This window comes from Pedobacter psychrodurus, from assembly GCF_032678585.1.
Classification (GTDB): domain Bacteria; phylum Bacteroidota; class Bacteroidia; order Sphingobacteriales; family Sphingobacteriaceae; genus Pedobacter; species Pedobacter psychrodurus_A.
In genome coordinates this window covers 20,017-42,817 of sequence record NZ_JAVTSN010000056.1, presented here as the reverse complement: position 1 = coordinate 42,817, position 22,801 = coordinate 20,017, and the positions used below count along the sequence as shown (strand labels likewise).

Sequence of the window (22,801 nt, the reverse complement as noted above, 5' to 3'; positions counted from 1 at the left end):
TTTTAACCCTATAGTCGATTGCCATGCCCGGCGCACAACAACAAAAAGCCCTGCAATGTTTATTACAGGGCTCCATAACCTTATATATTAATCTTTAAGTTTAGCTTTAAATACTTTTTCCAATTTTTCTATTTTAGGCTGGATCACCAATCTGCAATAGGGCTCGCTTCCATTTTTATTGAAATAGTTCTGATGATAATTTTCTGCGATATAAAATGGTTTTGCGGCTTCTATGGCTGTTACTACTTTTTTACCATAAGCATTGGTTTTATTCAACTCTGCTTTATATTTTTCTGCTAAAGCTTTTTGCTCAGCAGTATGGTAAAAAACAACAGAACGGTATTGTGTACCGCTATCCGCACCCTGGCGGTTCAAGGTTGTTGGATCATGGCTTTTCCAGAAAACTTCCAACAAATCGTCATACGAAATCACCATCGGGTTATAGGTAATCTCTAAAACCTCCGCATGCCCCGTAGCACCTGTACACACTTCTTCGTAAGTTGGATTGGTTAAAGTACCGCCTTCATACCCAGATTTAACAGAAGTTACACCTTTTAAACGTTGAAATATCGCTTCAGTACACCAAAAACAACCCATTCCGAATGTAGCCTTCTCTGTCTTTTTTCCCTGTGCATTCGCCTGGTTTAAGGCCAACACCGCTAGTAGTATTAAAATTATTTTTTTCATTGTGTGTTTATTTGTTTTTAATTGTAATGAGGCTATCATGATTTTTATCTATTGTTGACATGGAAAATCATGATGGTTTCATTTCGTGTATATGTGTTTATTTTATTAGTCGCAAATAACCGATCAACCTTACAGTTAAAACCGGATTATTTTCTACCTAATTATACGAAATAAATTAAGCTGTAGTTTGTGTTTAAATTATAATGGATTTTGTGTGACAATCGCAACAATTTGTGGATTTCAGTGTTAATGTTAACAACTTAAAACATTGATTCATAAAATTTTAAACCGCTAATCTACAGACCAAACGCACTTATTAACAATTCTTTTTTAAATTCGTATAACATTAAAATTTAAAATTATGTCTACACCGTATATTCCTTGCTTAGATTTAGGCTCTTACATCAATGGTTCAGCCGAAGACCGCAAAAAGTTTTCTGATGAATTGGGCAGGGCTTTTAACGATTCGGGTTTTGTTACCATTACCAACCATGGTTTAAGCCAGGAATTAATTGATAAACTTTACGAAAACATTAAAGCGGCCTTTTCGCTTCCTGTTGAAACCAAAAGAAAATACGAGAAACCAGAACTGGCCGGTCAACGCGGTTATACCAGTGCAGGCAAAGAAACCGCGAAAGGCGCTAAAACTCCCGATTTAAAAGAATTCTGGCAAATCGGTCAGGAAGTAACAGATGGCGATCCGGTTAAAAATGAATATCCTGATAACGAAGTTTTAGCGGAATTACCTGACTTTAATCAAGTAACGGGCGATACCTATAAAAAACTGGAAGAAAACGGAACGCATTTATTACGTGCCATTGCTACTTATCTGGAACTGCCGATCAATTATTTCGACAAACATGTGCATAATGGAAATTCGATTTTAAGAGGCATCCACTACTTCCCGATCGAAAACCCTGAAATCATTCCTGATGATGCCGTTCGTGCAGGAGCACATGAAGACATTAACTTAATTACCTTATTAATTGGTGCCAGTGCCGATGGCCTGGAGGTGTTAACCCGAAGCAATGAGTGGTTACCTATTAAGGCACACCATACTGATATCGTGGTAAATGTTGGCGACATGTTACAACGTTTAACCAACAATAAATTAAAATCAACTACACACCGAGTGGTTAACCCGCCGCGCGAGTTGATGAAGACTTCACGTTTTTCGGTTCCATTTTTCTTACACCCACGCAGTGATATGGATTTAACCAGTTTACCATCAACTATTGATGCCGAACATCCTAAAGCCTATAGCGACATGACTGCCGGAGAATATTTGGATGAAAGATTAAGAGAAATTGGATTGAAAAAGTAGTTTGGAGTTTTCAGTTTGGAGTCCTAGCAAATCGCAAACAAAAAATCTAAAAGCATCGGCCAAAACCGGTGCTTTTTTTGTTATTTTAAATTATGTATTCCACACATTTAACCGTTTTTGCTGAGATTGAGGGCATTGGTTCTGCTTCGGGCCTATTCATGGCTGGCGATTTATTGTATATTATTGGTGATAACAGTGCTTATTTGAATGCGTATGATATTAAAACCCATCAGCTGAACAAAATTCAGGTTTTATTTGATCAGGCAATTTCCCAACTCGAAAACATCCCTAAACCCTTAAAGCCTGATTTCGAAATGCTTTGTCAGCACAACAATAAATTATACATTTTAGGCTCTGGCTCTACGCTTAAAAGAAACCTGATGATCGAATTCGATCTCACAACAAAAAAGGTGGTTCGAAAAGACCTCACTAAAACGTATATCCTACTTAAATCCATCGCCAAAATAGACAACCAGAATTTCAACCTCGAAGGCGCAATTTTTACGGGTACCGAATGGTTACTTTTTAACCGTGGCAATGGGGCGGATTCGAAAAATGGCATATTTAAAATTGAAGGAGCAAATTTGGAAAATGCAGCGCGCGCCAGCTTCAACAGCTTTAAACTCCCAAATATTGACCATATGGAATCCTCGTTCACGGATGCGGTATTGATAGAAAATGAAATATTTTTTATTGCCACAGCAGAAGATACCAAATCAACATATGCTGACGGAGAAATCCTGGGTAGTTTTATCGGCAGTATTGACCTGCAGACTTCAAAACTAACCTTTAGCAATAAAATTACAGGTAAACACAAGTTTGAAGGCATTACACTGCTTCAACAAAATCAACACAGTACAACCTTTCTTTTGTGCGAGGATCGCGATACAGAAGAACTTAAAACGATAATATATAAGTTGGAAATCCATTTTTAGTTAAAAGCGTCGTCAACTTTTCAGCAACCGGCTAATAAAGTCAACTCGTAAGATCAATAAAAAAATATCCACACTTACATAAACGACATATAAATCTTACATTTGATTAATCCCATATTTAATGATAGCGTCCCGTTTAAAAAAGAATTATGCTACAAGAGGATTATTTAGAAAATTATCAAAGTTTATTTGCTGTTTTTAACGCCATTCATCCTCTTACTGAGGAACTAAAATCGGCTATTGTTCAGAATAGTCACATTGCTCAGGTCAACAAAAAAACTACACTGTTAAGCGCAGGGGAAAGTAGCAATACCATCTATTTTATTGTTTCAGGAGCTGCAAGAGTATATTACCTCGACAAAGAAGGCAAACAGACCAATACCTGGTTTTTATTCGAAAATGAATTGTTGATTTCTGTTTATGGTTTCTTTACAGGGCAACCCAGCTTCGAGTATATTGAAACTTTGGAGGATTCAACGTTAATTGTGGTAAAAAAAGAAAAACTCGATGAACTGTACCTACAATTTATGGAGTTCAATTTAATTGGCCGAAAACTGACGGAGTATTATTACATCCGCAATGAGATACAAGCCAATGAGTTGCGGATGCTGAGTGCCAAAGAGCGCTACGAACAATTGTTTAAGCGGAATCCCCAGCTTTTTCAACGTGTTTCCTTAGGGCATATAGCGTCTTATCTGGGTATCTCGCAAGAAACATTAAGCAGAATTAGAAAATAAGTGTTTTTTGACTTTTATCAAAAGTCACCAACTTATCCTTCCCTAGATTTGATAACTAAATCTCAAATCTATGTTAGTGATCATCTTTATCGTATTCGGATGCTGTTTTCTGATCGAAAGAATTAAACCCGGCTGGAAATTACCAAAAGTATCTACCTGGACCATCAGGGTTTTAGGCGTAAATTTCATACAACTGAGCATTGTTGTACTGGCGGGTTTTACCTGGGAAAAATGGCTTTCTTCCATTTCGTTGTTCCATCTTTCAAATTATACCCCTAATTGGCTTGGTGGAATTATTGCTTACTTTATTGCAACGTTTATTTTTTACTGGTGGCACCGCTGGAGACATACCATAGACTTTTTATGGCTGGGCTTTCATCAAATCCATCATAGCCCGCAACGGTTAGAAGTTATTACTTCCTTTTATAAACACCCGTTGGAGATGACTGTAAATTCGATTATTGGAAGTCTTTTAGTTTACACCTTATTGGGTTTAAGCCCCGAGGCCGGAGCCATTTATACATTGTGTACCGCATTAGGAGAGTTTTTCTATCACACCAATGTGAAAACCCCGCAATGGATTGGTTACATTTTCCAGCGGCCTGAGATGCACCGCATTCATCATGAGTATGAAAAACACAGTCATAATTATGGAGATATTGTTTGGTGGGACATGTTATTCGGCACCTACGAGAATCCTAAAGAATTTAAAAGTTCGTGCGGCTTCGACAATGAAAAGGAACAACGGCTATTCGATATGATCAGGTTTAAAGATGTACATAAACACTGATCATTTTTATTCAGAGAGTTGTCAACTTTCTAGCCAGGTGGCTATTAAAGTTGACAACTCTGAATTTAAACCAGGTTTATTTTTTCGATTCGTCTATCGCCTTGTTCACCACATCCTGGATCCTTCCCCTGATTTTCAGATTGGATAACTTATCGGTAACTGTAGGATTAACGCGGTTAGATAAAAAAACATATACCAAACCACGTGATGGATCTACCCAAACACAGGTTCCGGTATAACCGGTATGGCCATAGGTTTGTGGCGAAGCCAACTCTGAAGGATAATGTTTGGTACTGTCTGGGTCCCAACGATCGAAACCCAAGCCCCTACGGCTTACATTCGATTGTTTTGAAGTAAACATATCTACCGTTGCATTTTTGAAATACTCTACGCCACCATAGGTGCCACGGTTTAACAGCATCTGGTAGATAATGGCCAGATCGTTAGCGCTGGCAAATAAACCTGCATGACCAGAAACACCTCCAGCCAAAGCCGCGCCCTGATCGTGAACATAGCCCACAAGCAAAGTCTTTCTGAAATATTTATCGTCTTCTGTCGGGATAATCTGCTCTGGTTTAAAGCGGTTGCGTGGCAAGAAACCTGCAGTCTGCATACCTAAAGGTTTATAGAAATTTTCGTAGGCATATTGATTTAAAGGCTCTTCGCTAATGTGTTCTACAATATCCTTCATCACATACATGCTGATATCGCTGTACACATATTTTCCCCGCGTTCTAATTGGTGAATTGAGCATTTTAGGCCACATAAAATCCTTAAAAAAGCCCTTTTTAATATAATAGTTATCGGCTACTTTGGTTGGAAAAGCTGCAGACGAATCTCTGCTGTAATCGCCAGTTTTCACATAATCGTGAAATGGGATATAGGGAATAAAACCTGCCTGGTGCAACATCACTTCGCGTACCTGAATGTTGTTCATCGGTGTGGTACGCGCCTTTGGGATATAAGCCCCAATATTGGTATCGAGCTTTAACTTTCCTTCTTCGAACAAACGCATTACAGCAGGTGTAGTGGCGGTTACCTTGGTTACCGAGGCAAGATCGAAAATATCGGTTACTTTATCGGGTACATTGGTATCGTAAGTATGCGTACCGTAGGCTTTGTTAAAGATGACCTTTCCGTCTTTAGCAACTAAAACCACCAATCCGGGGGTTGCTTTCTGACTGATTGCTTCTGAAGCAATGGCATCAATTTCCTTTAAGTTATTCGAATTTAAGCCTGCATCTTCAGGTACGGTATATTTTAAACGAATGGCGCTTGTAGTAAAACCAGATCCCATGGTATAACGGGCAGAAAAAGCCGTGGTTAACTTATTCGATGCGGCAATACCACCAAAAATATATTGGGGAACAATCGCAGCCGCATCTGCATTATTCTGAGCCGTCCATACGATTGGCGATTTCAACAGGTCAAACGATTTTAACCCTGGTCCGTTGCCGAAAAAAGAAATAATAACCGCTTTGTTTTTACTGATACTATTAATAAAATTAATGTATTTCGGCTTATTTACATTCTGATCGTCGATACTGATTAAGATGGTACTAAAATATTTAAGATCATCTTCCAAATCATTCAAATTCAGACTATCCTTATAGGCATCAGCAGAAAAAGAAGTGATTTTATCATATTTATTGGCCAAACTATCGAATACCGAACTGTAGGCAAAGCTGAGACTTACCGAAGCAATATTCTTTTTTTCGAGCGATTTTAAAGGCACAATCGCATCTTGATTATTCAACAATACCGTTGTACCAGAAATGGCATTAGCAATGGAGAGTTTTTTCTCATTCGCTGTATGCTCCTGTGCGCAAGCCATTAAACATAAAACATTGCAGCAGGTTGCTACAGCCAGGATATACAATCTATTTCGCTTCATATACTTTTTCTCCGTTCAGATAGGTTTTTAATACTTTGGTTTTTAATATGTTTTGTGGTGTTGATTTCAAAATATCATGGTCGAGCATGACAAAATCGGCCAGTTTTCCTTTCTCCAAACTTCCTTTTTCTTGTTCTTCAAAATTCGCTTTTGCCGCCCAAATGGTCATTCCACGTAATGCTTCTTCGGGTGTTAATGCATTTTCCATCTGGAAACCGCCCTTCGGATAACCTTTTGCATCCGCTCTCACCGTTGCTGCATAAAACGTTAATAATGGATTAATGTTTTCGACCGGGAAATCGGTACCCAAAGGAATCCAACCGTTCTGCTTCAGCAATTGTTTGTAGGCATAAGCACTTTTTAACCTTTCGGCACCCAAACGCTGCTTAGCCCAATACATATCGGAAGTGGCATGTGTAGGTTGCACTGAAGGCACAATACTTGCTTTTCCAAAAAGATCAAAGTCGTTTGTATTAACCACCTGGGCATGTTCAATACGCCAGCGCTGATCGTTTTTGCCTTTTAAAATTTTATTGTAAATATTCAGGATTACGCGGTTGGCCGAATCGCCAATGGCGTGGGTACACATCTGGAAATGATTGGCGGCAATTTTTTTGGCTACTTCTTCAAAGTGTTTCTGATCGCTCAACAGGAAGCCCGTCTTACCGGGCATATCGCTATAGGCATGAAGCAAACACGCACCACGTGAGCCTAGAGCACCATCGACATACACTTTAAATGCCCTAACATTTAGCCTTTCGGTTTTAATTGGCCCGCGACTAAAAAGATATTGATAATTATCAGGCTCATCAGAAAGCATTACATAAAGCCTCATTTTAAGCTTATTCTCTTTCTGCAGTTTTTCGATAAACTCTACCGCTAAATAACTTAAGCCGCAATCATCAATGGTGGTTAAGCCTGCTGCGAAACAGTTCTTTTGTGCATCTACAAATATTTTTTCGGCCTGTTTAGCATCCGGTGAAGGAATTTTATGTTCTACTAAAGTTACTGCGTTATCGATTAATACGCCGGTTAACCTACCGTTTTGCATGAGCATATCACCACCTACCAGTTTCTGCTCGCCTTTGATGCCTGCTTCATCCAAAGCTTTTTGATTGGCAATTGCAGCATGCCCATCAATACGGTATAAAAATACCGGGCGACCGGGAAAAAGAGCGGTTAGTTTTTCATTTGTGGGGAAAGCTTTGTTTTCCCAATCGTTTTGGTCCCAGCCATTACCGATTAACCAGCCATCGGGATGTGTTTTGGCAAAATCGGTTAAACGGGCGAGTACCTCATCCCAGGATTTTGTTTCTCGTAAATCGGCGGTTTGCAAATTTTGTCCGTAGCCATAAAAGTGTGCATGTGCATCTATAAAACCTGGATAAACCGCTTTGCCCTCAGCATTAATTTCTTCTTTGCCTGCATACTTTGATTTGATATCATCACTTTTACCAAGCGCCAGGATTTTACCATTTTTTACAGCGAAAGCCTCCACTACATCAAACTTGCTGTTTACTGTATAAACTTGGGCATTATAAACGATTACATCCGCTGCTTCTTTTTTGGTGCAAGAAGTAAACAGTAAAGCCAGAAAGAGGTTGTATAAAATGGATTTCATACCGATAAAGATAGAAAATGAAATCATTTGCTTTTGTAAATTCGGTTTTACAGAGATGACTTGCGTAAAGAATTATTTGCCACCGAGACACGGAATTAGTCTCCATCCGTGGTCTGTGTCCTCACAGAACACTTAAGTTTTAGCCTTTAAACTTTAAAAAAACGGAATTGCCGGCTTGTAAATTATTTCTTTATTTTTTTTGCTTCTGAAAGTATTTATCAAAATAAGTATAAAATTTAAGGCGTAAAAGCCACCAATCAAAATCATAAAGGTGTAAATCCTAAAGATGCCTCCAAAATGCATTAATTTAGCAAGAATGGTCAGGCTATACAAGAGGACGATGGCCAAAGTCCAGGTGGCTTGGAAATTGATGAGCTTTTTGCCTGCTTCATCCAGCCGGGTATCTCCGTTGCGTTTAAAATACCACAAAACTAAGGGCACGATGAAACCCAATATCGGATAAATAATAAAACTCAGTGCCGAGAGGTTTAAGAGCGGAATCAGCTGATACTGTTCTTTTTGCACCTCACTGGTTAAATCAACAGGTTTTAAATCAAAAGCCTGCGCCAATCTCATCAAAGTATCACCCCTTGCTTCGGTTTCATTCTGTTCGATACGCTGAATGGTGCGCAAACTCAACTGAGCTTGTTTTGCCAATTCTTCCTGACTAAATCCATACAGGCTTCTCAGTTCCTTTACCTTATCCGATAACTTCATACTTATTTAATAATTGCATAAAACAAATGTAAAGTATCAGATCTACATTTAGCCACGACTTGTTTGCGCCATTTTAATGCCACTTGCCGCTTAGTGGTATTATTTAACAATGATTATTGAACAAGCCTGGGTTTTTCCACCTCCGAAACACCTTTTTCTATCGTTGAGTATATTCTTTCCTATCCAGAATATGCTTTTTCTATTTCCAGACATATTCTTTCATATCCAGTATATACTTTTTCTATTACTGAGTATATTATTTTATGTCCAGTATATGCTTTTTCCTATCCAGAATATCCTTTTCAACCCGTGGTCTGTGTCCTCACAGAACACCAAGCATTCTCTTAAATAACAATCTTTTTTTGTTTATAGATCCTGAAACAAGTTCAGGAAGACGACTCTTGGTAAACAGGCCAATTGATCACTGCATTGATGCGACTGGCCCCAGTGAAATAAACCTGATGAAAGCGACATCCTTTTGGCGGTCACCCTGGACGCAGCAGAAGGGTAGCCAAAAGATATAGCGTACAGCAGGACTACCGGAACCGATTGACACAGGAACCTGCTTTTCAAAAAAAGAAATAAGAAATTGAAACATAAGCAATTCATTCTTCCCCACATAGATTCTTCAAGCGTTCGGAATGACAACTAAAGAAAATAAAACCTACCAGGCAATTAATTCTATTTACTTACAGTCATTTACATGTTGAGTTTTAAACAAATCGGTTTCATTAAGCTTATTTTGCATAATTTAGCGAATTCACTTTGCCTTAATACATGACTGATATTATTCACTTATTGCCTGATGCTGTTGCCAATCAAATTGCTGCCGGAGAAGTTGTTCAACGACCTGCCTCTGCGGTAAAAGAATTGCTCGAAAATTCAATAGATGCTGGCGCAGATAAAATCCAGCTGGTAGTAAAAGATGCAGGTAAAGCACTGATTCAGATTATTGATAATGGTTGTGGAATGAGCGTTACCGACGCCAGAATGTGTTTCGAACGCCACGCCACTTCTAAGGTAAAAAAAGCAGAAGATTTATTCGCCATCCGTACGATGGGTTTTCGTGGCGAAGCCATGGCTTCGATTGCAGCGATTTCGCAGGTAGAAATGAAAACCCGCAGACATGAGGATGAAATTGGCACCTGTATTACCATCGAAGGCGCACAGGTAACCAACCAGGAGCCCGTTGCCACTTCAGCGGGAACACAGATTTCGATTAAAAACTTATTTTTTAATACGCCGGCCCGCAGGAATTTCCTCAAAAGCAATCCGGTAGAAATGCGCCACATCCTGGACGAATTTCAACGCGTGGCACTGGCGCACCCGGGTGTATTTTTTAGTTTGCACCACGATGGTGTTGAAATATTTAATCTGCCAAAAGGCAATTTAAAACAACGCATTGTCCACCTTTTTGGCAACAACTATAACGAACGGCTGGTTCCTGTTGAAGAAGAAACCACTATAATAAACCTAAAAGGATATATCGGCAAACCTGCTTTTGCAAAAAAAACCAGGGGCGAGCAGTTTTTCTTTGTGAATAACCGTTTCATTAAAGATCCTTATTTAAACCATGCGGTAAGTTCGGCTTTCGAAGAGTTATTACCAGACGACAGTTATCCGCTGTATGTCTTGTTTATCGAAATCGATCCTTCAAAAATTGATGTAAACGTACATCCTACCAAAACGGAGATTAAATACCTGGATGAAAAATCCATTTATGCGATTATGAAATCGGCGGTTAAACGTTCAATTGGCCGTTATAACATTTCGCCTACTTTAGATTTTGACCAGGAAACAGGTTTCAGTAACATGATTACCCATAAAGCGGTTGAAGACATCGTACCGCCGAGCATTAATTTTAATCCGGATTTTAATCCTTTTGCCAGCGATAGCACTTCTGTATCGGGATATGCCAATTCGCCAAGAAATTACGAAGCTAAACCAAGTGCAAAAAATTGGGGCTCGCTTTACGAAATAACCGATCAGCCCGTTGTTGAGCAAACCTCAATATATGCTGATGAAACCGTTTTGGAAACCAAGCAAAAACAGTATATGCAGTTGCACAACCGTTATATTGTTTCGCAGATCAAATCGGGTTTGATGGTGATCGACCAACAAATGGCACATGAGCGGATCCTTTACGAACGTTTTCTCGTACATCTGGATGACCGCAAAGGTGCATCACAGCAAAGCTTATTTCCGCAAACCATTACACTTAATGCCAACGATTTCGAACTGGCCAAAAGTTTACTGGACGATATAAAAAGTTTGGGCTTCGATGTACGCGAATTTGGAAAAAATACGTTGGTAGTAGAAGGTGTGCCTGTTGATCTGGGCAGCAGCAATATTAACGAAACACAGTTATTTGAACAGTTGATAGAGGGCTTTAAAAACTCGCAACAAGAACTAAAACTGAGTAAACGCGATAGCCTTGCCAGAAGTTTAGCCAAAAACAGCGCCATTAAAGCGGGTACAAGTCTTGGACAGGAAGAAATGAATACACTGATTGATGAACTTTTTGCCTGTAAAACGCCTAACTTTAGCGTGAGCGGTAAACCGGTTATCCAAACCATTACTTTGGCAGAGCTGGATAAGAAGTTTGAGAAGAGTTAGGAAGTCGGGAATTCCGATGTCGGAAGTCTGAAGACCAATGGCAAAAGGCCAAAGCAAATTTAGATGTCCTTAGGTGGCGAAAAAGTCGGAAAGCCTGGTGTAAGCGGCCTGTACGTCTGTCTTTTGAAGGAGAAAGGGATGAAAAAACAATTAACCGATTAATCAATTTTAAAAATTAAATGAATAACATATATATCCCACCAGTAGTCAAAAACCTACTGATTATTAACATTTTATTTTTCGCAGCTGCAAGCTTGCTCCCTAACCTTAAGCTTGATAATTTACTTGCTGTATTCTATTTTAATTCACCGAATTTTAGAGTCTGGCAACCTATTACTTATATGTTTATGCATGGCGGCATAGCACATATATTCTTCAACATGTTCGCACTATATTCTTTTGGCAGCCTTCTCGAATCGAGATGGGGGGCCAAAAAGTTTTTAACCTTTTATTTCATCACCGGCTTAGGTGCTCTATTTTTGCAATGGGCAGTACAAGCTTTTGAAGTTCAACAGATTATTGGTCAAATTACCCTATTTGATGGCTGGCAAAAACACATTACCAGTCAGGCTCAAATGGATACTCTAGGCGGAATTTATTATGGCGGCATGGTTGGTGCATCGGGTGCCATTTTTGGCTTATTGGTTGCTTTTGGCATGCTTTACCCCAATGCAGAGTTGTTTATTATGTTTATTCCAGTTCCGGTAAAAGCAAAATATATTATTCCAATTTATATTTTAGTAGAGTTATCTTTAGGCATCGCATCCATACAGGGAGATTCTATTGCCCATTACGCCCACCTGGGTGGTGCATTAATTGGCTTTATACTTGTTAAAATATGGAAAGATAAAAACGATACATTTTATACCCTCTATGAATAATACTTTCAAAGATTTAAAATACAAGGTTTTTCAATCAGGCAATCCACTGTTCTTTTACATTGGGATTAATGTAATCCTGTTTTTAGTGATCGCGGTTATTGGCGTATTTAGCAAGCTAAGTGGCCATGGCGATGTTATTGATTTATTTGTAAGCGATTATTTAGGTTTACCCGCCAGCATTTCAAAATTACCTGAGCGTTTTTATACCTTATTTACCTACATGTTTATTCATGATGGGATTCTGCATATCCTGTTTAATATGCTTGGTTTATTTTGGTTCGGCAATATATTCATGAATTTCTTAAAAAGCCGCCAGTTTCATTTTGTATACCTGGCAGGCGGTTTGTTTGGCGGTTTGTTTGCTGTTGCTGTCTTAAATATATTTCCACTTTATGCCAGTGGCTTGGCAGGCGTAACCATTGTAGGCGCTTCTGCGGCTGTAATGGCTATCATTTTTGCTGCGGCAACGCTGGTACCCAATTACACCATCATGTTGCTTTTCTTTGGTGAGGTCAAAATTAAATGGATCGCCATTATATATTTTGTACTCGATTTTATTGCCATCGGCTCCGTAAATGCTGGTGGAAGTTTAGCCCATATCGGTGGTGCATTATTGGGCTTTGCTTTTATTAAAAGCCTGCAAAATGGAAGAGACTGGAGCAAATTATTCGAGCGTAAACCAAAATTAAAAGTGGTTCGCAATGAAAAACCCGTTAAAAAACCCGAATTTAAAGGTGGTGTTTCTCAACAGGAAATAGATGCCATTTTAGATAAAATATCGACTTCAGGATACGATAAATTAACTGCAGTAGAAAAAGAAAAACTATTTAAGGCAAGCAAAGATTAATGGCAACAAAAAAGAAGAAATACAGTTTCCTGGATAAAGTCCTCTTACCCATTGCCCTTGTATTGGCATTTTCTTTGCTATTGGGGGTACTGGCCGGAAATATGGATCCTAGAAAACATGCCCTTATAGCTTTTTTTGGCCTGGCCTACCCTTTTGTGTTATTCATTAATATTATTTTTTTGGTTTGGTGGCTTTTAAGCAAAAAATGGATTTTCGCCATCGCTACCGTTCTGGTTATCGTTCTCGGTGCAAAAACTTTAAAAGCAACCTTTGCCATTGGCGGCGATGAAGGCCTCTCAGAAAAAGCAGAGAACAGCATCAGAATGATGACTTACAATGTGCACAGCTTTAAACTATACGGCGAAGACAATACCGAATCGGTAAAAGAAAAAATGCTGCAGGTGGTGAAGGATCAAAACCCAGATATCATATGTTTTCAGGAATTTTTTACGCGTTATAAAGGTGCATTTGATACGGTTGATAGTCTAAAGGCATTATTGAACACAAAATACTATTACTTTGTACCCACCAACAAAAACGAATATGAGGCTGTTGGCCTGGCTATTTTCTCTAAATTCCCGATTAAAGATTCTGGTAAAATTCCTTTTGTTGAAGGTTTCCCGGGTAACATGAGCATTTATGCCGATTTAAATATCAAGGGAAAAACATTAAGGGTCTACAATGTACATTTTCAGTCGATATCTTTCGAAAAGCAGGATTATGATTACCTCGATAAGGTGAAGGAAATGAACACCGAACTGCAGCCCTCTAAACGGATATTAAGGATGTTGAAAAATGCATTTTTGAAACGCAGCGGTCAGGTAGATATTATGAAAAAGGAAATGGCTACCTGCAAAACACCATACCTTATTGCAGGCGATTTTAACGATACACCGGCTTCTTATGTGGTTACCCAAATTACCGCCGGACTAAACAACAGCTTTATTAAAAAAGGCAACGGTTTCGGAAAAACCTATAATGGCAAGTTCCCGAATTTTCAGATCGATTATATTGCCACTTCGAAAGATTTAGAGGTATTAAATTACAAAATTACCCAGGCTAAATTGTCCGATCACTTTCCGGTACGCAGCGATTTGAGGTTTATCCCTTAATTTTTTTTTAAAACTTTATTCCGGCTATAGTCAATTTTTTATTTGGAGCGCAGGGCCTGTACAAAACAATACGTCTGCTCCCGTTTTACGCTTATACGCTTCGCTTCCTCGTACCTCGTTGCTGCAGGGTAACACTTCAACCGCCCGTCTGTTCGGGCAGGCGGCTAGATGGCCACATGAGTATTTCATTTGAGCGGTTGCAGGGTGCAGAACCATTGTTCCTAAACCCCTGCTTGCAGCAGGCAGGCGATAGAGCGGAATAGCCCGGAGCGCAGCGAGGACTATAAGCGAAAGCGAGACTGAAAACCGCCAAGAACCACAGGTCGATCATTTCCTAATTCAATAAATAGTAATATGCTTTTATTTCGGGAGGTAAGACAAGATATTCTTATGGTCTGTGGAGACACGAACCATGGAAATGATCAAGTATGGAAATGACGACCTATTTACTAGCTATTTTTTTTTCTTACCATACATCAACAATAGCTGTATCGCTTATCCCCATATTTGCGGTATAAAATTTAAAAAAACCATTAAAAGATATGAGTTTAATAGATGCCCTAAACTGGCGTTATGCCGTTAAGAAAATGAACGGTCAGCCGGTTGAACAAGAAAAGGTTGATAAAATTATTGCAGCTGCACATTTGGCGCCAACATCGTCTGGCTTGCAACCATTTAAAGTGATTGTAGTAACCAACCAGGAATTAAAAGAGAAAATTGCACCCATTGCCTATAACCAATCACAAGTAATCGATTCATCCCACTTGTTAATTTTCGCCGCCAACGAAAACTATACAGAAGAAGGTATTGATGCTGTTTTCAGCAGAATGAACAATGAGCGTGGCTTACCAGAAAGTGGAACTGATGCTTACAAAGCACAATTAAAAGGCATGATCTTATCTAGAACGGCTGAAGAAAACTTTAACCATGCTGCCCGTCAGGCGTATATTGGTTTTGGTATTGCAATTGCAGAAGCCGCTTTATTAAAAGTTGATGCTACGCCAATGGAAGGTTTTAATGGACCAGCACTAGACGAACTTTTAGGCTTAGATAAAAAAGGTTTAAAAAGCGTAACCCTGTTGCCTTTAGGAAACAGAGACGAAGCCGGCGACTGGTTGGTAAACCTTAAAAAGGTGCGTTCACCTAAAGAAGAGTTCTTAATCGAGTTTAAATAATTTGGCAAACACATCATCATAATTTAAAACAGGCCGCTATTTTAGTGGCCTGTTTTGTTTTAAGGAGAATCTGTTTGGCGGCAATATAGTCCTCGTTTGCAACGAGGATTAATGAGAATCACATTTGCAATGTGGTACAATAATCAAAAGTTCTTTTCTGGCGATAAAATCGCCGCTATTTTTCATCCTCATTACAAACAAGGACGATATGAAAAAGCCTTCCGTCAAGCCGTCCTGCTGAACTTGTTTCAGCATCTGTAACGGTTATTTTAAGATCCTGATACAAGTTCAGGATAACGATATTCTGAGAAAAGTTTTGTAAAAAAATGTTAAACATCACCACATTTTATGTGCTCTATTTATAATTGGATATATTTACCATCTTAGTATTTAATATCCAGTTCATGAAGATTTTTAGATTATCGTTTATAATCCTGTCACTTTTATCAGCATTCAGTTTTTCTTCGTCGGCACAAACCGATACCATAGGTATAAACACACTTATCAGCAAAACCAACAAGATTTTAAGTGATTACCCTGCTGAAAAAATTTACCTTCATTTTGATAAACCATATTATGCTGTTGCCGATACCGTTTGGTTTAAGGCTTATGTTACCGAAAACCAGAATTTCTTATCGGGCATCAGTAAAATCATTTATGTGGATGTTATTAATCAAAAAGACTCCCTTATTCAAACGTTAAAACTACCTATTGCCGGTGGTTTCGCATATGGCAGTTTCCCATTAGATCAGGTGAACTACAAACAAGGCAATTATCACATCAGGGCTTATACTTTATGGATGCTGAACAGTGAAGACCCTGCTTACTTTAACAAAACATTTTATGTTGGCGAAGCCATCGATAAGGAAGTAAAAACGCATATCACCTATAAAAATACCTCTACCGATAAACTTGAAAAAATTGATGCAAGGGTACAATTTAAAGATGCCAACAATAAACCTTATGCCAACAAAAATGTAAGCTGGCAGGTGGTGACCAGTTTTACGGTAATTGCTAAAGGTCGGGGTACAACAGACGCCAATGGTTATTTAACCATCGCCATGAGCAACGCGCAAAAGGCAGAGTATCAGTTGCAAAAAGGCGAACTGATTACCAGCATTAACACTACAGATAAAGATTTGGCCAACAGTACCTTTCAGCTTAAAAATGCGATAGTGAGCAAAGATTTCCAGTTTTTCCCCGAGGGAGGAAGTTTAATTGCAGGTTTAACAACCAAAGTGACCTTTAAAGCCATTAAAAGCGATGGTTTAGGCATTGGCTCAAAAGGTACCGTTACCGATAATGATGGTAAAACAGTTGCTACCTTTACGGCGCAACATTTAGGCATGGGCAGTTTCAACTTACTTGCAGAAGCTGGCAAAACCTACAAAGCCGCAGTTAACTATGCTGATGGTACTACCCAGAATTACAACTTACCTGCAGTTGCAGCAGATGGTGTTGCGATCAATATCGATAATAGCAACGCCGATAATATTGCTATAAAAATAGCGGCAAATGATGCCTTCTTCCAACAGAACCAAGGCAAAAAACTTTATTTAATCGCACAAAGCAAAGGTGTGATTTGTTATGGTGCCCAAACAGCCTTATCAAACAAAGAGTACAATACATCTGTATTGAAATCTAAATTCCCTAACGGAATTGCCCAGTTTACTTTGTTCAACGAATTTGGCAAACCTCTAAGCGAAAGGTTGGTATTTGTGCAGCACAAAAATACCATGGCGGTAACTTTAACCAGTGCCGCAACTACTTATGTGATTAAGAAAAAAGTGAAGATAAACGTTGCGGCTAAAAAAGATGGCGCTCCTGTTGAAGGTAGTTTTTCGGTGGCTGTAGTGGATGAAACAAAAGTTCCATCGAGTGAGGACGCAACCAGTACCATATTAACAGGACTGTTATTAAGCAGTGATGTTAAGGGTTATATCGAAAAAGCAAACTATTACTTCAATGCACCTGATGCAAAGAAAAATGCCGATTTAGATGTCCTTTTATTAACGCAAGGCTACCGCAGCTTTAAATACGCTGATATTGTTGCCAATAAATTGCCTAAGATCGATTTCTTACCAGAGCAAGGCATCGAAATCTCCGGTATTTTACGTCAAAACAATGGTATCCCTGTTAGAAAAGGCGCCTTATTGTTAACCATACCCGATAAACGTTTTAATTTAGAAAGTACCACCGATCCTGTTGGAAACTTTAAGTTCCAAAACCTGATGTTCAACGATTCGTCTAAAGTGACCATTACGGCCAAGTACAATGTAAACTATAAAAACATGACCTTAAGCTTAAATGGTGCGCCTGTTCCTACGCTCACCAGAAATTTTAGCGCGGCTGAAGAGGTTTTGAATATCGATAGTGCTTTAACCAGTTATTTAGACAATAGCAAAAGACAATATGCTTATTTACACACCCTAAAAGATGTAACCATTAAAGCCGCGGTGGTTCCTAAGGTAAGTCATAAGGATTATCCGGCATTAAGCGGATTAAGCCAAATGGCTGATCATGAAATTTCAGGCGACCGTTTAAAAGGTTGCGGATTACTGATCAACTGTTTACAGGGGATGCTTGCAGGCGTAACTTTTGCTGACAATAACTTCTACGTAAGCAGAGATTACAACCAGGGTAAAAAAGTGCCGATGGGTATTTTCATTAACGGAATGAACGTAGATGTAAACCAGATCAACACATTAGATGCCAACCAAATTGAATCGGTTGAGATTTTCCTGAGAGATGATTTAGGTTTGGTTAACCGTGCAAACAATGTAAACGGGGTAATCGTATTTAACCAGAAGAAAGCACCTAAAGGAACTAAAATCTCGAAGGCCCAGTTAATGGATATGCTTCCAAAATATTACGAGCTTACTTTTTCACCACAAGGTTATAACAAAGAGAAACAGTTTTATTCTCCAAAATATGAGGTCGCATCCAGTATGAACCGCAACGATTTAAGAACTACCATTTATTGGAACCCTAAAGTAATAACCGATGCTACAGGTAATGCTTCATTCGAATATTACAATGCAGATGGTAAAGGCCAGTACAAAGTGATTATTGAAGGTATAGATGCAAACGGAAATTTAGGAAGATCGGTATTTAAGTATCTTGTTAAGTAGGTAGTTGATGGAAAATGTAAGATGGATGATGGAATTATAGTTTTAGGCTCCCCATCAACCATCTTACATTTTACACCTTACATCTCAAACCACCTCATAAGGCAATTTCTCGCCCTTTAAACCAGCTAAAATATTTTTAACAATAAGCTGTGCCATAGCTGCCCTTGTTTCTTCGGTAGCCGAACCAATATGTGGTAAAACAGCAACACTCTCGATCGATAATAACGGATTATTTTTATCCATTGGCTCCGGATTGGTGACATCCAAACCTGCTCCCCATATTATCCTTTCTTCTAAGGCCTGGATTAAATCTTTTTCATTGTGGATACCGCCCCGAGCGGTGTTAATGAAAATGGAATTGGGTTTCATCTGTTTAAAAACATCAAGCGTAAACTTACCTTTGGTTTCAGGCGTAAGCGCAGTATGGATAGAGAGGACATCGCTCTGTGCCAGCAGTTCTTCGAAGGTGACATATTTTGCGCCGATTTCTTTTTCAGCTTCTTCGTTACGCGACCTGTTGTGGTAAATTACCGGCATGTGATAGGCACCGATGCATTTTTTAGCCATCTCCAACCCGATTTTCCCTAAACCAAAAATCCCAAGGGTTTTGCCATTTACCTCAATGCCCAGTTCGGGAGTTGGCTCATAGTTTTTCCATTCGCCTTTAATAATTTTTTTATGCGAATAAAAAGCCTTGCGCGATACGGCAAGCATCAGCAAAAAAGCTGTATCGGCAGTTGCTCCGCTCAAAACCCCGGGTGTGTTTCCTATTGGGATATTTAAACGCTTGGCCGCGGCTACATCAACCTGATCGTAACCGACAGAATGTAAAGCAATAACCTTTAAGTGACTGCAGGCTTCCAGAAATGCAGCATTAATCTGATTCGGACCAACACTGATCAAGGCATCCTGATCCTGGCAGGCAGCAATCAGTTCATCGGCCGTAATCTGCCTGTTTGCTTTCCATTGGGTAATTGAAATATTGTTTTCTTCCAGTTCCTTTATTCCAACCGGAGCAATGTTGCCACTTATAAATACTTTCATGTTTTATTTAACAATAAAAATTTTAGGGTGTTTTGGATAATAAGAATTAGCCCAGCCTTATTACTTCACAGTGGCTGATAACACCTGATAGGTATTGGCGCTAAAATAACCCAGTGCCTCATTAGAAAGGTTAGACGTTGGATTAGCTGGCGTAGTACCCTGATTTGGCCCACGGTTGGATTGCTGACTTAAAGCATACCAATAATCGAAAATGTTCGTATCAATGCACTCCATTTCTATCTTGATTTTATCCTTTGAGTTCAACTCGTCGCTATCGTGGTCGTTGGTGGGCGGCTTAAAAAACAACTGGATCCTAAGTTCGTTTCCATTTGTTAAACGATCGTTGTTGACGTAAAAACGTTCCGATAAAATATCATTTACATACAGGTTAAAGTGATAAAAATTGGTTTCGTTAATCGGGTCTTTTAAAAATACTGCAGCGGTTTTGCGTTCCCGGCCAAAGAAAAAGTTTTTGATCACCCCGATGGAATCCATTTTCACCACATTGGGCATTTTTGAACTGGCCGTATAGGTCTGTCCTTCGGCGTTAACATTCAAATTATAGGTAACTCCCGGCAGTCCCTTCATCTTGTTAATGTAAGTACCCGGTGTGGCGCCTTCTTTAAAAATATAAGTATTTCCCCTGTCGTCCGTTACGGTAACACTTGCTCCCGAAATTTTTGGAAAAACATTTGCTTCGGTATAGCCAATGGTTTTGCTGATCTTAATCTTCTGGTCAATCAATTGGTCATTAATCCCCCCTTCTATTACGATTTGAGGCGCAGCATTTTCGGTATCAATAGAGATAATTTTCTTGCAAGAAGTTAAACATAAAGCGAACAGCGAAAAGTATATGATGAGTTTTTTCATTGTTTTAAAATTTAAAGTTCCAGGTAATCGAAGGAATAAGACCAAACAGGGAGGTTTGCTGGGCAGCCGTTTTAGCCGGATTATCAGGGTCGGTGATAAATTCAATAGAATAAGGATTTTTTCTGGCCAGTAAGTTATAAATCCCAAAATTCCAGCTCGATTGGTATTTTTTGCCCGGTTTCCCTTCTAAAGTGGCACTCACATCCCAACGCATATTATAAGGCATACGGCCTGCGTTTCTTTGTGTGTAATAGTAGGCCATTTGTCCACCAATGCTGTATTTCCCTGCTGGATAGGTTACCGCATTACCCGTGCTATAAATAAAGCTCGAGGAGAAAGTCCAGCGTTTGGTCATGCTGTAAATGCCCACAAGCGAAATATCATGTGTGCGATCCTGCCTTGCCGGAAAATATTTACCATTATTAAGTTCAGTAAATTTACGTTCGGTACGCGATAAGGTATAACCTATCCAACCGTTCAGTTTGCCAAATTTCTTTTTAACAAACAGTTCCAGGCCATAAGCCCTGCCCACCCCGTATAAAAGTTCTGATTCAATATTTGAATTGGCCAATAATTCTGCTGCGTTTTTGTAATCGATCTGGTTTTGCATCCATTTATAATAGATCTCACCCGAAAGTTCATAGTTATTGTCCTGAATATTTTTGAAATAACCCAAAGCTACCTGATCAGCAATTTCGGGTTTAATATTGGTACTGCTTAATACGTACTGATCGGTTGGTGAACTGGATGTGGCATTGGTTAAAATATGCACATTCTGCGTATTCCGGTTATAAGAAGCTTTGATCGAATTTTCATCATTAAACAGATAACTTACCGAAAAACGTGGCTCCAGGTTAAAATAGTTTTTATGAAACTTTCCTTTGGCTACGTTTTCTGTGGACAGGGTATTGCCATCTTCATCATAAGTGCTAAAATTACCAGGTCCCATTAAAGAAAAAGCAGCCAGGCGTACCCCATATAAAAAGTTTAAATGTTCGTTTACGGCCCATTCGTCAGAAATGTAAGCGGCCGATTCTATCCCGTAGCGTCTCTCCTGCGTAAGTGAATTTACCTGTGAGGCTTCATCACTATCAATATCAATCGGCGAAATACGGTGCTGCGTGGCATTTAACCCAAACCTTAAAGTATGTTTATTGCTGAAATACTGAAAATCTTCCTTAAAGTTAAAATCCCGAACCAATGAGGTTGCCTTAAAGTTGGTGGCATCATTTAACAAGCGGACAGTATAATTGTAATTGTTGTAAATTAACGAGGTATTCGAAAATAAACGGTCGCTAAAAATATGGTTTAAGCGGATGGTGGTGGTTACGTTGCCCCAATTGTTTTCGAACAGGTCTTTAACACCGATATTATCTTTACCAAAATAGCCGGAAATGTAAATGGTGTTTTTATCATTGATTTTATAATTCGCCTTTGCATTAATGTCGTAAAAATTTAAGGTACTGCCATTTACCGTCGAATCGGGCGAAGACCTTAAAAACAGGTCGATATAAGTTCTACGGAAACTCACCATAAACGAACCCCTGTCTTTTACAATCGGTCCTTCTGCTTTTATACGCGAGGCAATCAATCCGATCCCACCCTGAAATTTAAATTCCTTGTTGTTTCCATCATCCATTTTAACATCTAAAACAGACGATAAACGACCACCGTATTGTGCCGGCATGCCACCTTTGTACAAGCTTACATCTTTAATTGCATCAGCATTAAAAGTAGAGAAAAAGCCAAGCAGGTGGGAAGAATTGTATACCACGGCCTCGTCTAAAATGATTAAATTCTGATCGGCCGCACCACCGCGCACATAAAAACCGGTATTGCCCTCTCCGCCTGATTTTACGCCTGGCAATAACTGGATGGTTTTTAAAATATCCTTTTCGCCCAGTAGCACAGGAATGGAATTTAGCGATTTCATATCGATCCGCTCCAGTCCCATCTGTGCACTTTTAACATTTTCATTTTTACGGTTATTTGCGTTTACCGTTACCTCAGCCAGATCGATCGCACTTTTTAGCTCTTCGTTCAGCTTGGTATCTTTGGTTAGGTTGATGGTTTTAACCACAGCCGCATAACCCGTATAACTCACCGAAACGGTATAAGTTCCCTCAGGTTGGGTTAAGGCAAAATAGCCATAGTTATTGGTTAAAGTTGCTGCCGTAGACGCGCCGGTAATCCTAACCGTAGCGCCAATCAGCGTTTCGCCCGAACTGGCGTCGCGGATGGTGCCGCTAAGGGTAAATTTATTTTGAGCAAAAGTAGCTGTGGTGGTAAAGAAAAGGAAGAAAAAGGCTAAGTAGTGTTTTATGAGCATATTGGCTACTATCTATTTTTAAGGTCGAAACCAAATGTACGAATTCCAAGCCCTTTTAACGGATAACTGCGAATTTCTTCATACAACCTGG

The 22,801-nt window shown here is 39.3% G+C and carries 17 protein-coding genes; 10 read left to right on the top strand and 7 right to left on the bottom strand.

The window, feature by feature from the left end; translation table 11 throughout:
- Window positions 1–87: 87 nt before the first annotated feature.
- Window positions 88–687, bottom strand: coding sequence for a peptide-methionine (S)-S-oxide reductase MsrA (gene msrA, locus R2S57_RS26370; RefSeq protein ID WP_316847909.1), 600 nt, complete (start codon window positions 685–687; stop codon window positions 88–90).
- A gap of 361 nt (window positions 688–1,048) precedes the next feature.
- Between msrA and R2S57_RS26365 the strand changes: the two genes are divergently transcribed.
- From R2S57_RS26365 to R2S57_RS26350, 4 genes are all read left to right on the top strand, one after another.
- Window positions 1,049–2,011, top strand: coding sequence for an isopenicillin N synthase family dioxygenase (locus R2S57_RS26365; RefSeq protein WP_316847908.1), 963 nt, complete (start codon window positions 1,049–1,051; stop codon window positions 2,009–2,011).
- Window positions 2,012–2,103: 92 nt separating this feature from the next.
- Window positions 2,104–2,946, top strand: coding sequence for a DUF6929 family protein (locus tag R2S57_RS26360; protein ID WP_316847907.1), 843 nt, complete (start codon window positions 2,104–2,106; stop codon window positions 2,944–2,946).
- 149 nt (window positions 2,947–3,095) lie between these two features.
- A complete protein-coding gene (locus tag R2S57_RS26355) occupies window positions 3,096–3,683 on the top strand; it encodes a Crp/Fnr family transcriptional regulator (RefSeq protein ID WP_316847906.1) in 588 nt (195 codons plus the stop codon).
- 70 nt (window positions 3,684–3,753) lie between these two features.
- Window positions 3,754–4,473: a sterol desaturase family protein gene (locus tag R2S57_RS26350; RefSeq protein WP_316847905.1), complete on the top strand. Its 720-nt coding sequence runs from the start codon at window positions 3,754–3,756 to the stop codon at window positions 4,471–4,473.
- A gap of 76 nt (window positions 4,474–4,549) precedes the next feature.
- Here R2S57_RS26350 and R2S57_RS26345 read toward each other — a convergent pair whose 3' ends face one another.
- From R2S57_RS26345 to R2S57_RS26335, 3 genes are all read right to left on the bottom strand, one after another.
- Complete coding sequence (locus R2S57_RS26345; RefSeq protein ID WP_316847904.1) at window positions 4,550–6,367, bottom strand: serine hydrolase domain-containing protein; 1,818 nt, start codon at window positions 6,365–6,367, stop codon at window positions 4,550–4,552.
- Entirely contained in the window at window positions 6,354–7,988 is a 1,635-nt protein-coding gene (locus R2S57_RS26340; RefSeq protein WP_316847903.1) for an amidohydrolase, read from the bottom strand. Before R2S57_RS26340 ends, R2S57_RS26345 begins: the two co-directional genes overlap by 14 nt.
- A gap of 153 nt (window positions 7,989–8,141) precedes the next feature.
- Window positions 8,142–8,705: a helix-turn-helix domain-containing protein gene (locus tag R2S57_RS26335; RefSeq protein WP_316847902.1), complete on the bottom strand. Its 564-nt coding sequence runs from the start codon at window positions 8,703–8,705 to the stop codon at window positions 8,142–8,144.
- Window positions 8,706–9,482: 777 nt separating this feature from the next.
- Here R2S57_RS26335 and mutL point away from each other — a divergent pair.
- The 6 genes from mutL (at window position 9,483) to R2S57_RS26305 (ending at window position 18,467) form a co-directional block, all read left to right on the top strand.
- On the top strand, window positions 9,483–11,321 hold the full coding sequence (gene mutL / locus R2S57_RS26330; protein ID WP_316847901.1) for a DNA mismatch repair endonuclease MutL: 1,839 nt from the start codon (window positions 9,483–9,485) through the stop codon (window positions 11,319–11,321).
- A gap of 179 nt (window positions 11,322–11,500) precedes the next feature.
- Entirely contained in the window at window positions 11,501–12,202 is a 702-nt protein-coding gene (locus R2S57_RS26325; RefSeq protein ID WP_316847900.1) for a rhomboid family intramembrane serine protease, read from the top strand.
- Entirely contained in the window at window positions 12,195–13,049 is an 855-nt protein-coding gene (locus tag R2S57_RS26320) for a rhomboid family intramembrane serine protease (protein ID WP_316847899.1), read from the top strand. Before R2S57_RS26325 ends, R2S57_RS26320 begins: the two co-directional genes overlap by 8 nt.
- The gene (locus R2S57_RS26315; protein ID WP_316847898.1) at window positions 13,049–14,161 is read left to right on the top strand and encodes an endonuclease/exonuclease/phosphatase family protein; all 1,113 of its coding nucleotides are present in this window, start codon (window positions 13,049–13,051) and stop codon (window positions 14,159–14,161) included. The genes R2S57_RS26320 and R2S57_RS26315 overlap by 1 nt, the downstream gene beginning before the upstream one ends.
- Before the next feature lie 542 nt (window positions 14,162–14,703).
- A complete protein-coding gene (locus R2S57_RS26310; protein ID WP_316847897.1) occupies window positions 14,704–15,336 on the top strand; it encodes a nitroreductase family protein in 633 nt (210 codons plus the stop codon).
- 404 nt (window positions 15,337–15,740) lie between these two features.
- Complete coding sequence (locus tag R2S57_RS26305) at window positions 15,741–18,467, top strand: carboxypeptidase regulatory-like domain-containing protein (RefSeq protein ID WP_316847896.1); 2,727 nt, start codon at window positions 15,741–15,743, stop codon at window positions 18,465–18,467.
- A gap of 84 nt (window positions 18,468–18,551) precedes the next feature.
- On the opposite strand, the gene R2S57_RS26300 is transcribed toward R2S57_RS26305, so the two are convergent.
- From R2S57_RS26300 to R2S57_RS26290, 3 genes are read right to left on the bottom strand one after another with little or no spacing between them, the layout of a single operon-like run.
- Window positions 18,552–19,511, bottom strand: a complete 960-nt coding sequence (locus R2S57_RS26300; protein ID WP_316847895.1) for a D-glycerate dehydrogenase — start codon at window positions 19,509–19,511, stop codon at window positions 18,552–18,554.
- Window positions 19,512–19,571: 60 nt separating this feature from the next.
- Entirely contained in the window at window positions 19,572–20,381 is an 810-nt protein-coding gene (locus R2S57_RS26295; RefSeq protein WP_316847894.1) for a DUF4249 domain-containing protein, read from the bottom strand.
- 4 nt (window positions 20,382–20,385) lie between these two features.
- Window positions 20,386–22,710 carry a TonB-dependent receptor gene (locus R2S57_RS26290; RefSeq protein WP_316847893.1) on the bottom strand — a complete coding sequence of 775 codons (2,325 nt, stop codon included), beginning with the start codon at window positions 22,708–22,710 and terminating at the stop codon, window positions 20,386–20,388.
- Window positions 22,711–22,801: the final 91 nt, after the last annotated feature.

Coding starts and splice junctions, on each gene's coding strand:
- msrA (WP_316847909.1), bottom strand. CDS start 687: ATGAAAAAAATAATTTTAATACTACTAGCGGTGTTGGCCTTAAACCAG.
- R2S57_RS26365 (WP_316847908.1), top strand. CDS start 1,049: ATGTCTACACCGTATATTCCTTGCTTAGATTTAGGCTCTTACATCAAT.
- R2S57_RS26360 (WP_316847907.1), top strand. CDS start 2,104: ATGTATTCCACACATTTAACCGTTTTTGCTGAGATTGAGGGCATTGGT.
- R2S57_RS26355 (WP_316847906.1), top strand. CDS start 3,096: ATGCTACAAGAGGATTATTTAGAAAATTATCAAAGTTTATTTGCTGTT.
- R2S57_RS26350 (WP_316847905.1), top strand. CDS start 3,754: ATGTTAGTGATCATCTTTATCGTATTCGGATGCTGTTTTCTGATCGAA.
- R2S57_RS26345 (WP_316847904.1), bottom strand. CDS start 6,367: ATGAAGCGAAATAGATTGTATATCCTGGCTGTAGCAACCTGCTGCAAT.
- R2S57_RS26340 (WP_316847903.1), bottom strand. CDS start 7,988: ATGAAATCCATTTTATACAACCTCTTTCTGGCTTTACTGTTTACTTCT.
- R2S57_RS26335 (WP_316847902.1), bottom strand. CDS start 8,705: ATGAAGTTATCGGATAAGGTAAAGGAACTGAGAAGCCTGTATGGATTT.
- mutL (WP_316847901.1), top strand. CDS start 9,483: ATGACTGATATTATTCACTTATTGCCTGATGCTGTTGCCAATCAAATT.
- R2S57_RS26325 (WP_316847900.1), top strand. CDS start 11,501: ATGAATAACATATATATCCCACCAGTAGTCAAAAACCTACTGATTATT.
- R2S57_RS26320 (WP_316847899.1), top strand. CDS start 12,195: ATGAATAATACTTTCAAAGATTTAAAATACAAGGTTTTTCAATCAGGC.
- R2S57_RS26315 (WP_316847898.1), top strand. CDS start 13,049: ATGGCAACAAAAAAGAAGAAATACAGTTTCCTGGATAAAGTCCTCTTA.
- R2S57_RS26310 (WP_316847897.1), top strand. CDS start 14,704: ATGAGTTTAATAGATGCCCTAAACTGGCGTTATGCCGTTAAGAAAATG.
- R2S57_RS26305 (WP_316847896.1), top strand. CDS start 15,741: ATGAAGATTTTTAGATTATCGTTTATAATCCTGTCACTTTTATCAGCA.
- R2S57_RS26300 (WP_316847895.1), bottom strand. CDS start 19,511: ATGAAAGTATTTATAAGTGGCAACATTGCTCCGGTTGGAATAAAGGAA.
- R2S57_RS26295 (WP_316847894.1), bottom strand. CDS start 20,381: ATGAAAAAACTCATCATATACTTTTCGCTGTTCGCTTTATGTTTAACT.
- R2S57_RS26290 (WP_316847893.1), bottom strand. CDS start 22,710: ATGCTCATAAAACACTACTTAGCCTTTTTCTTCCTTTTCTTTACCACC.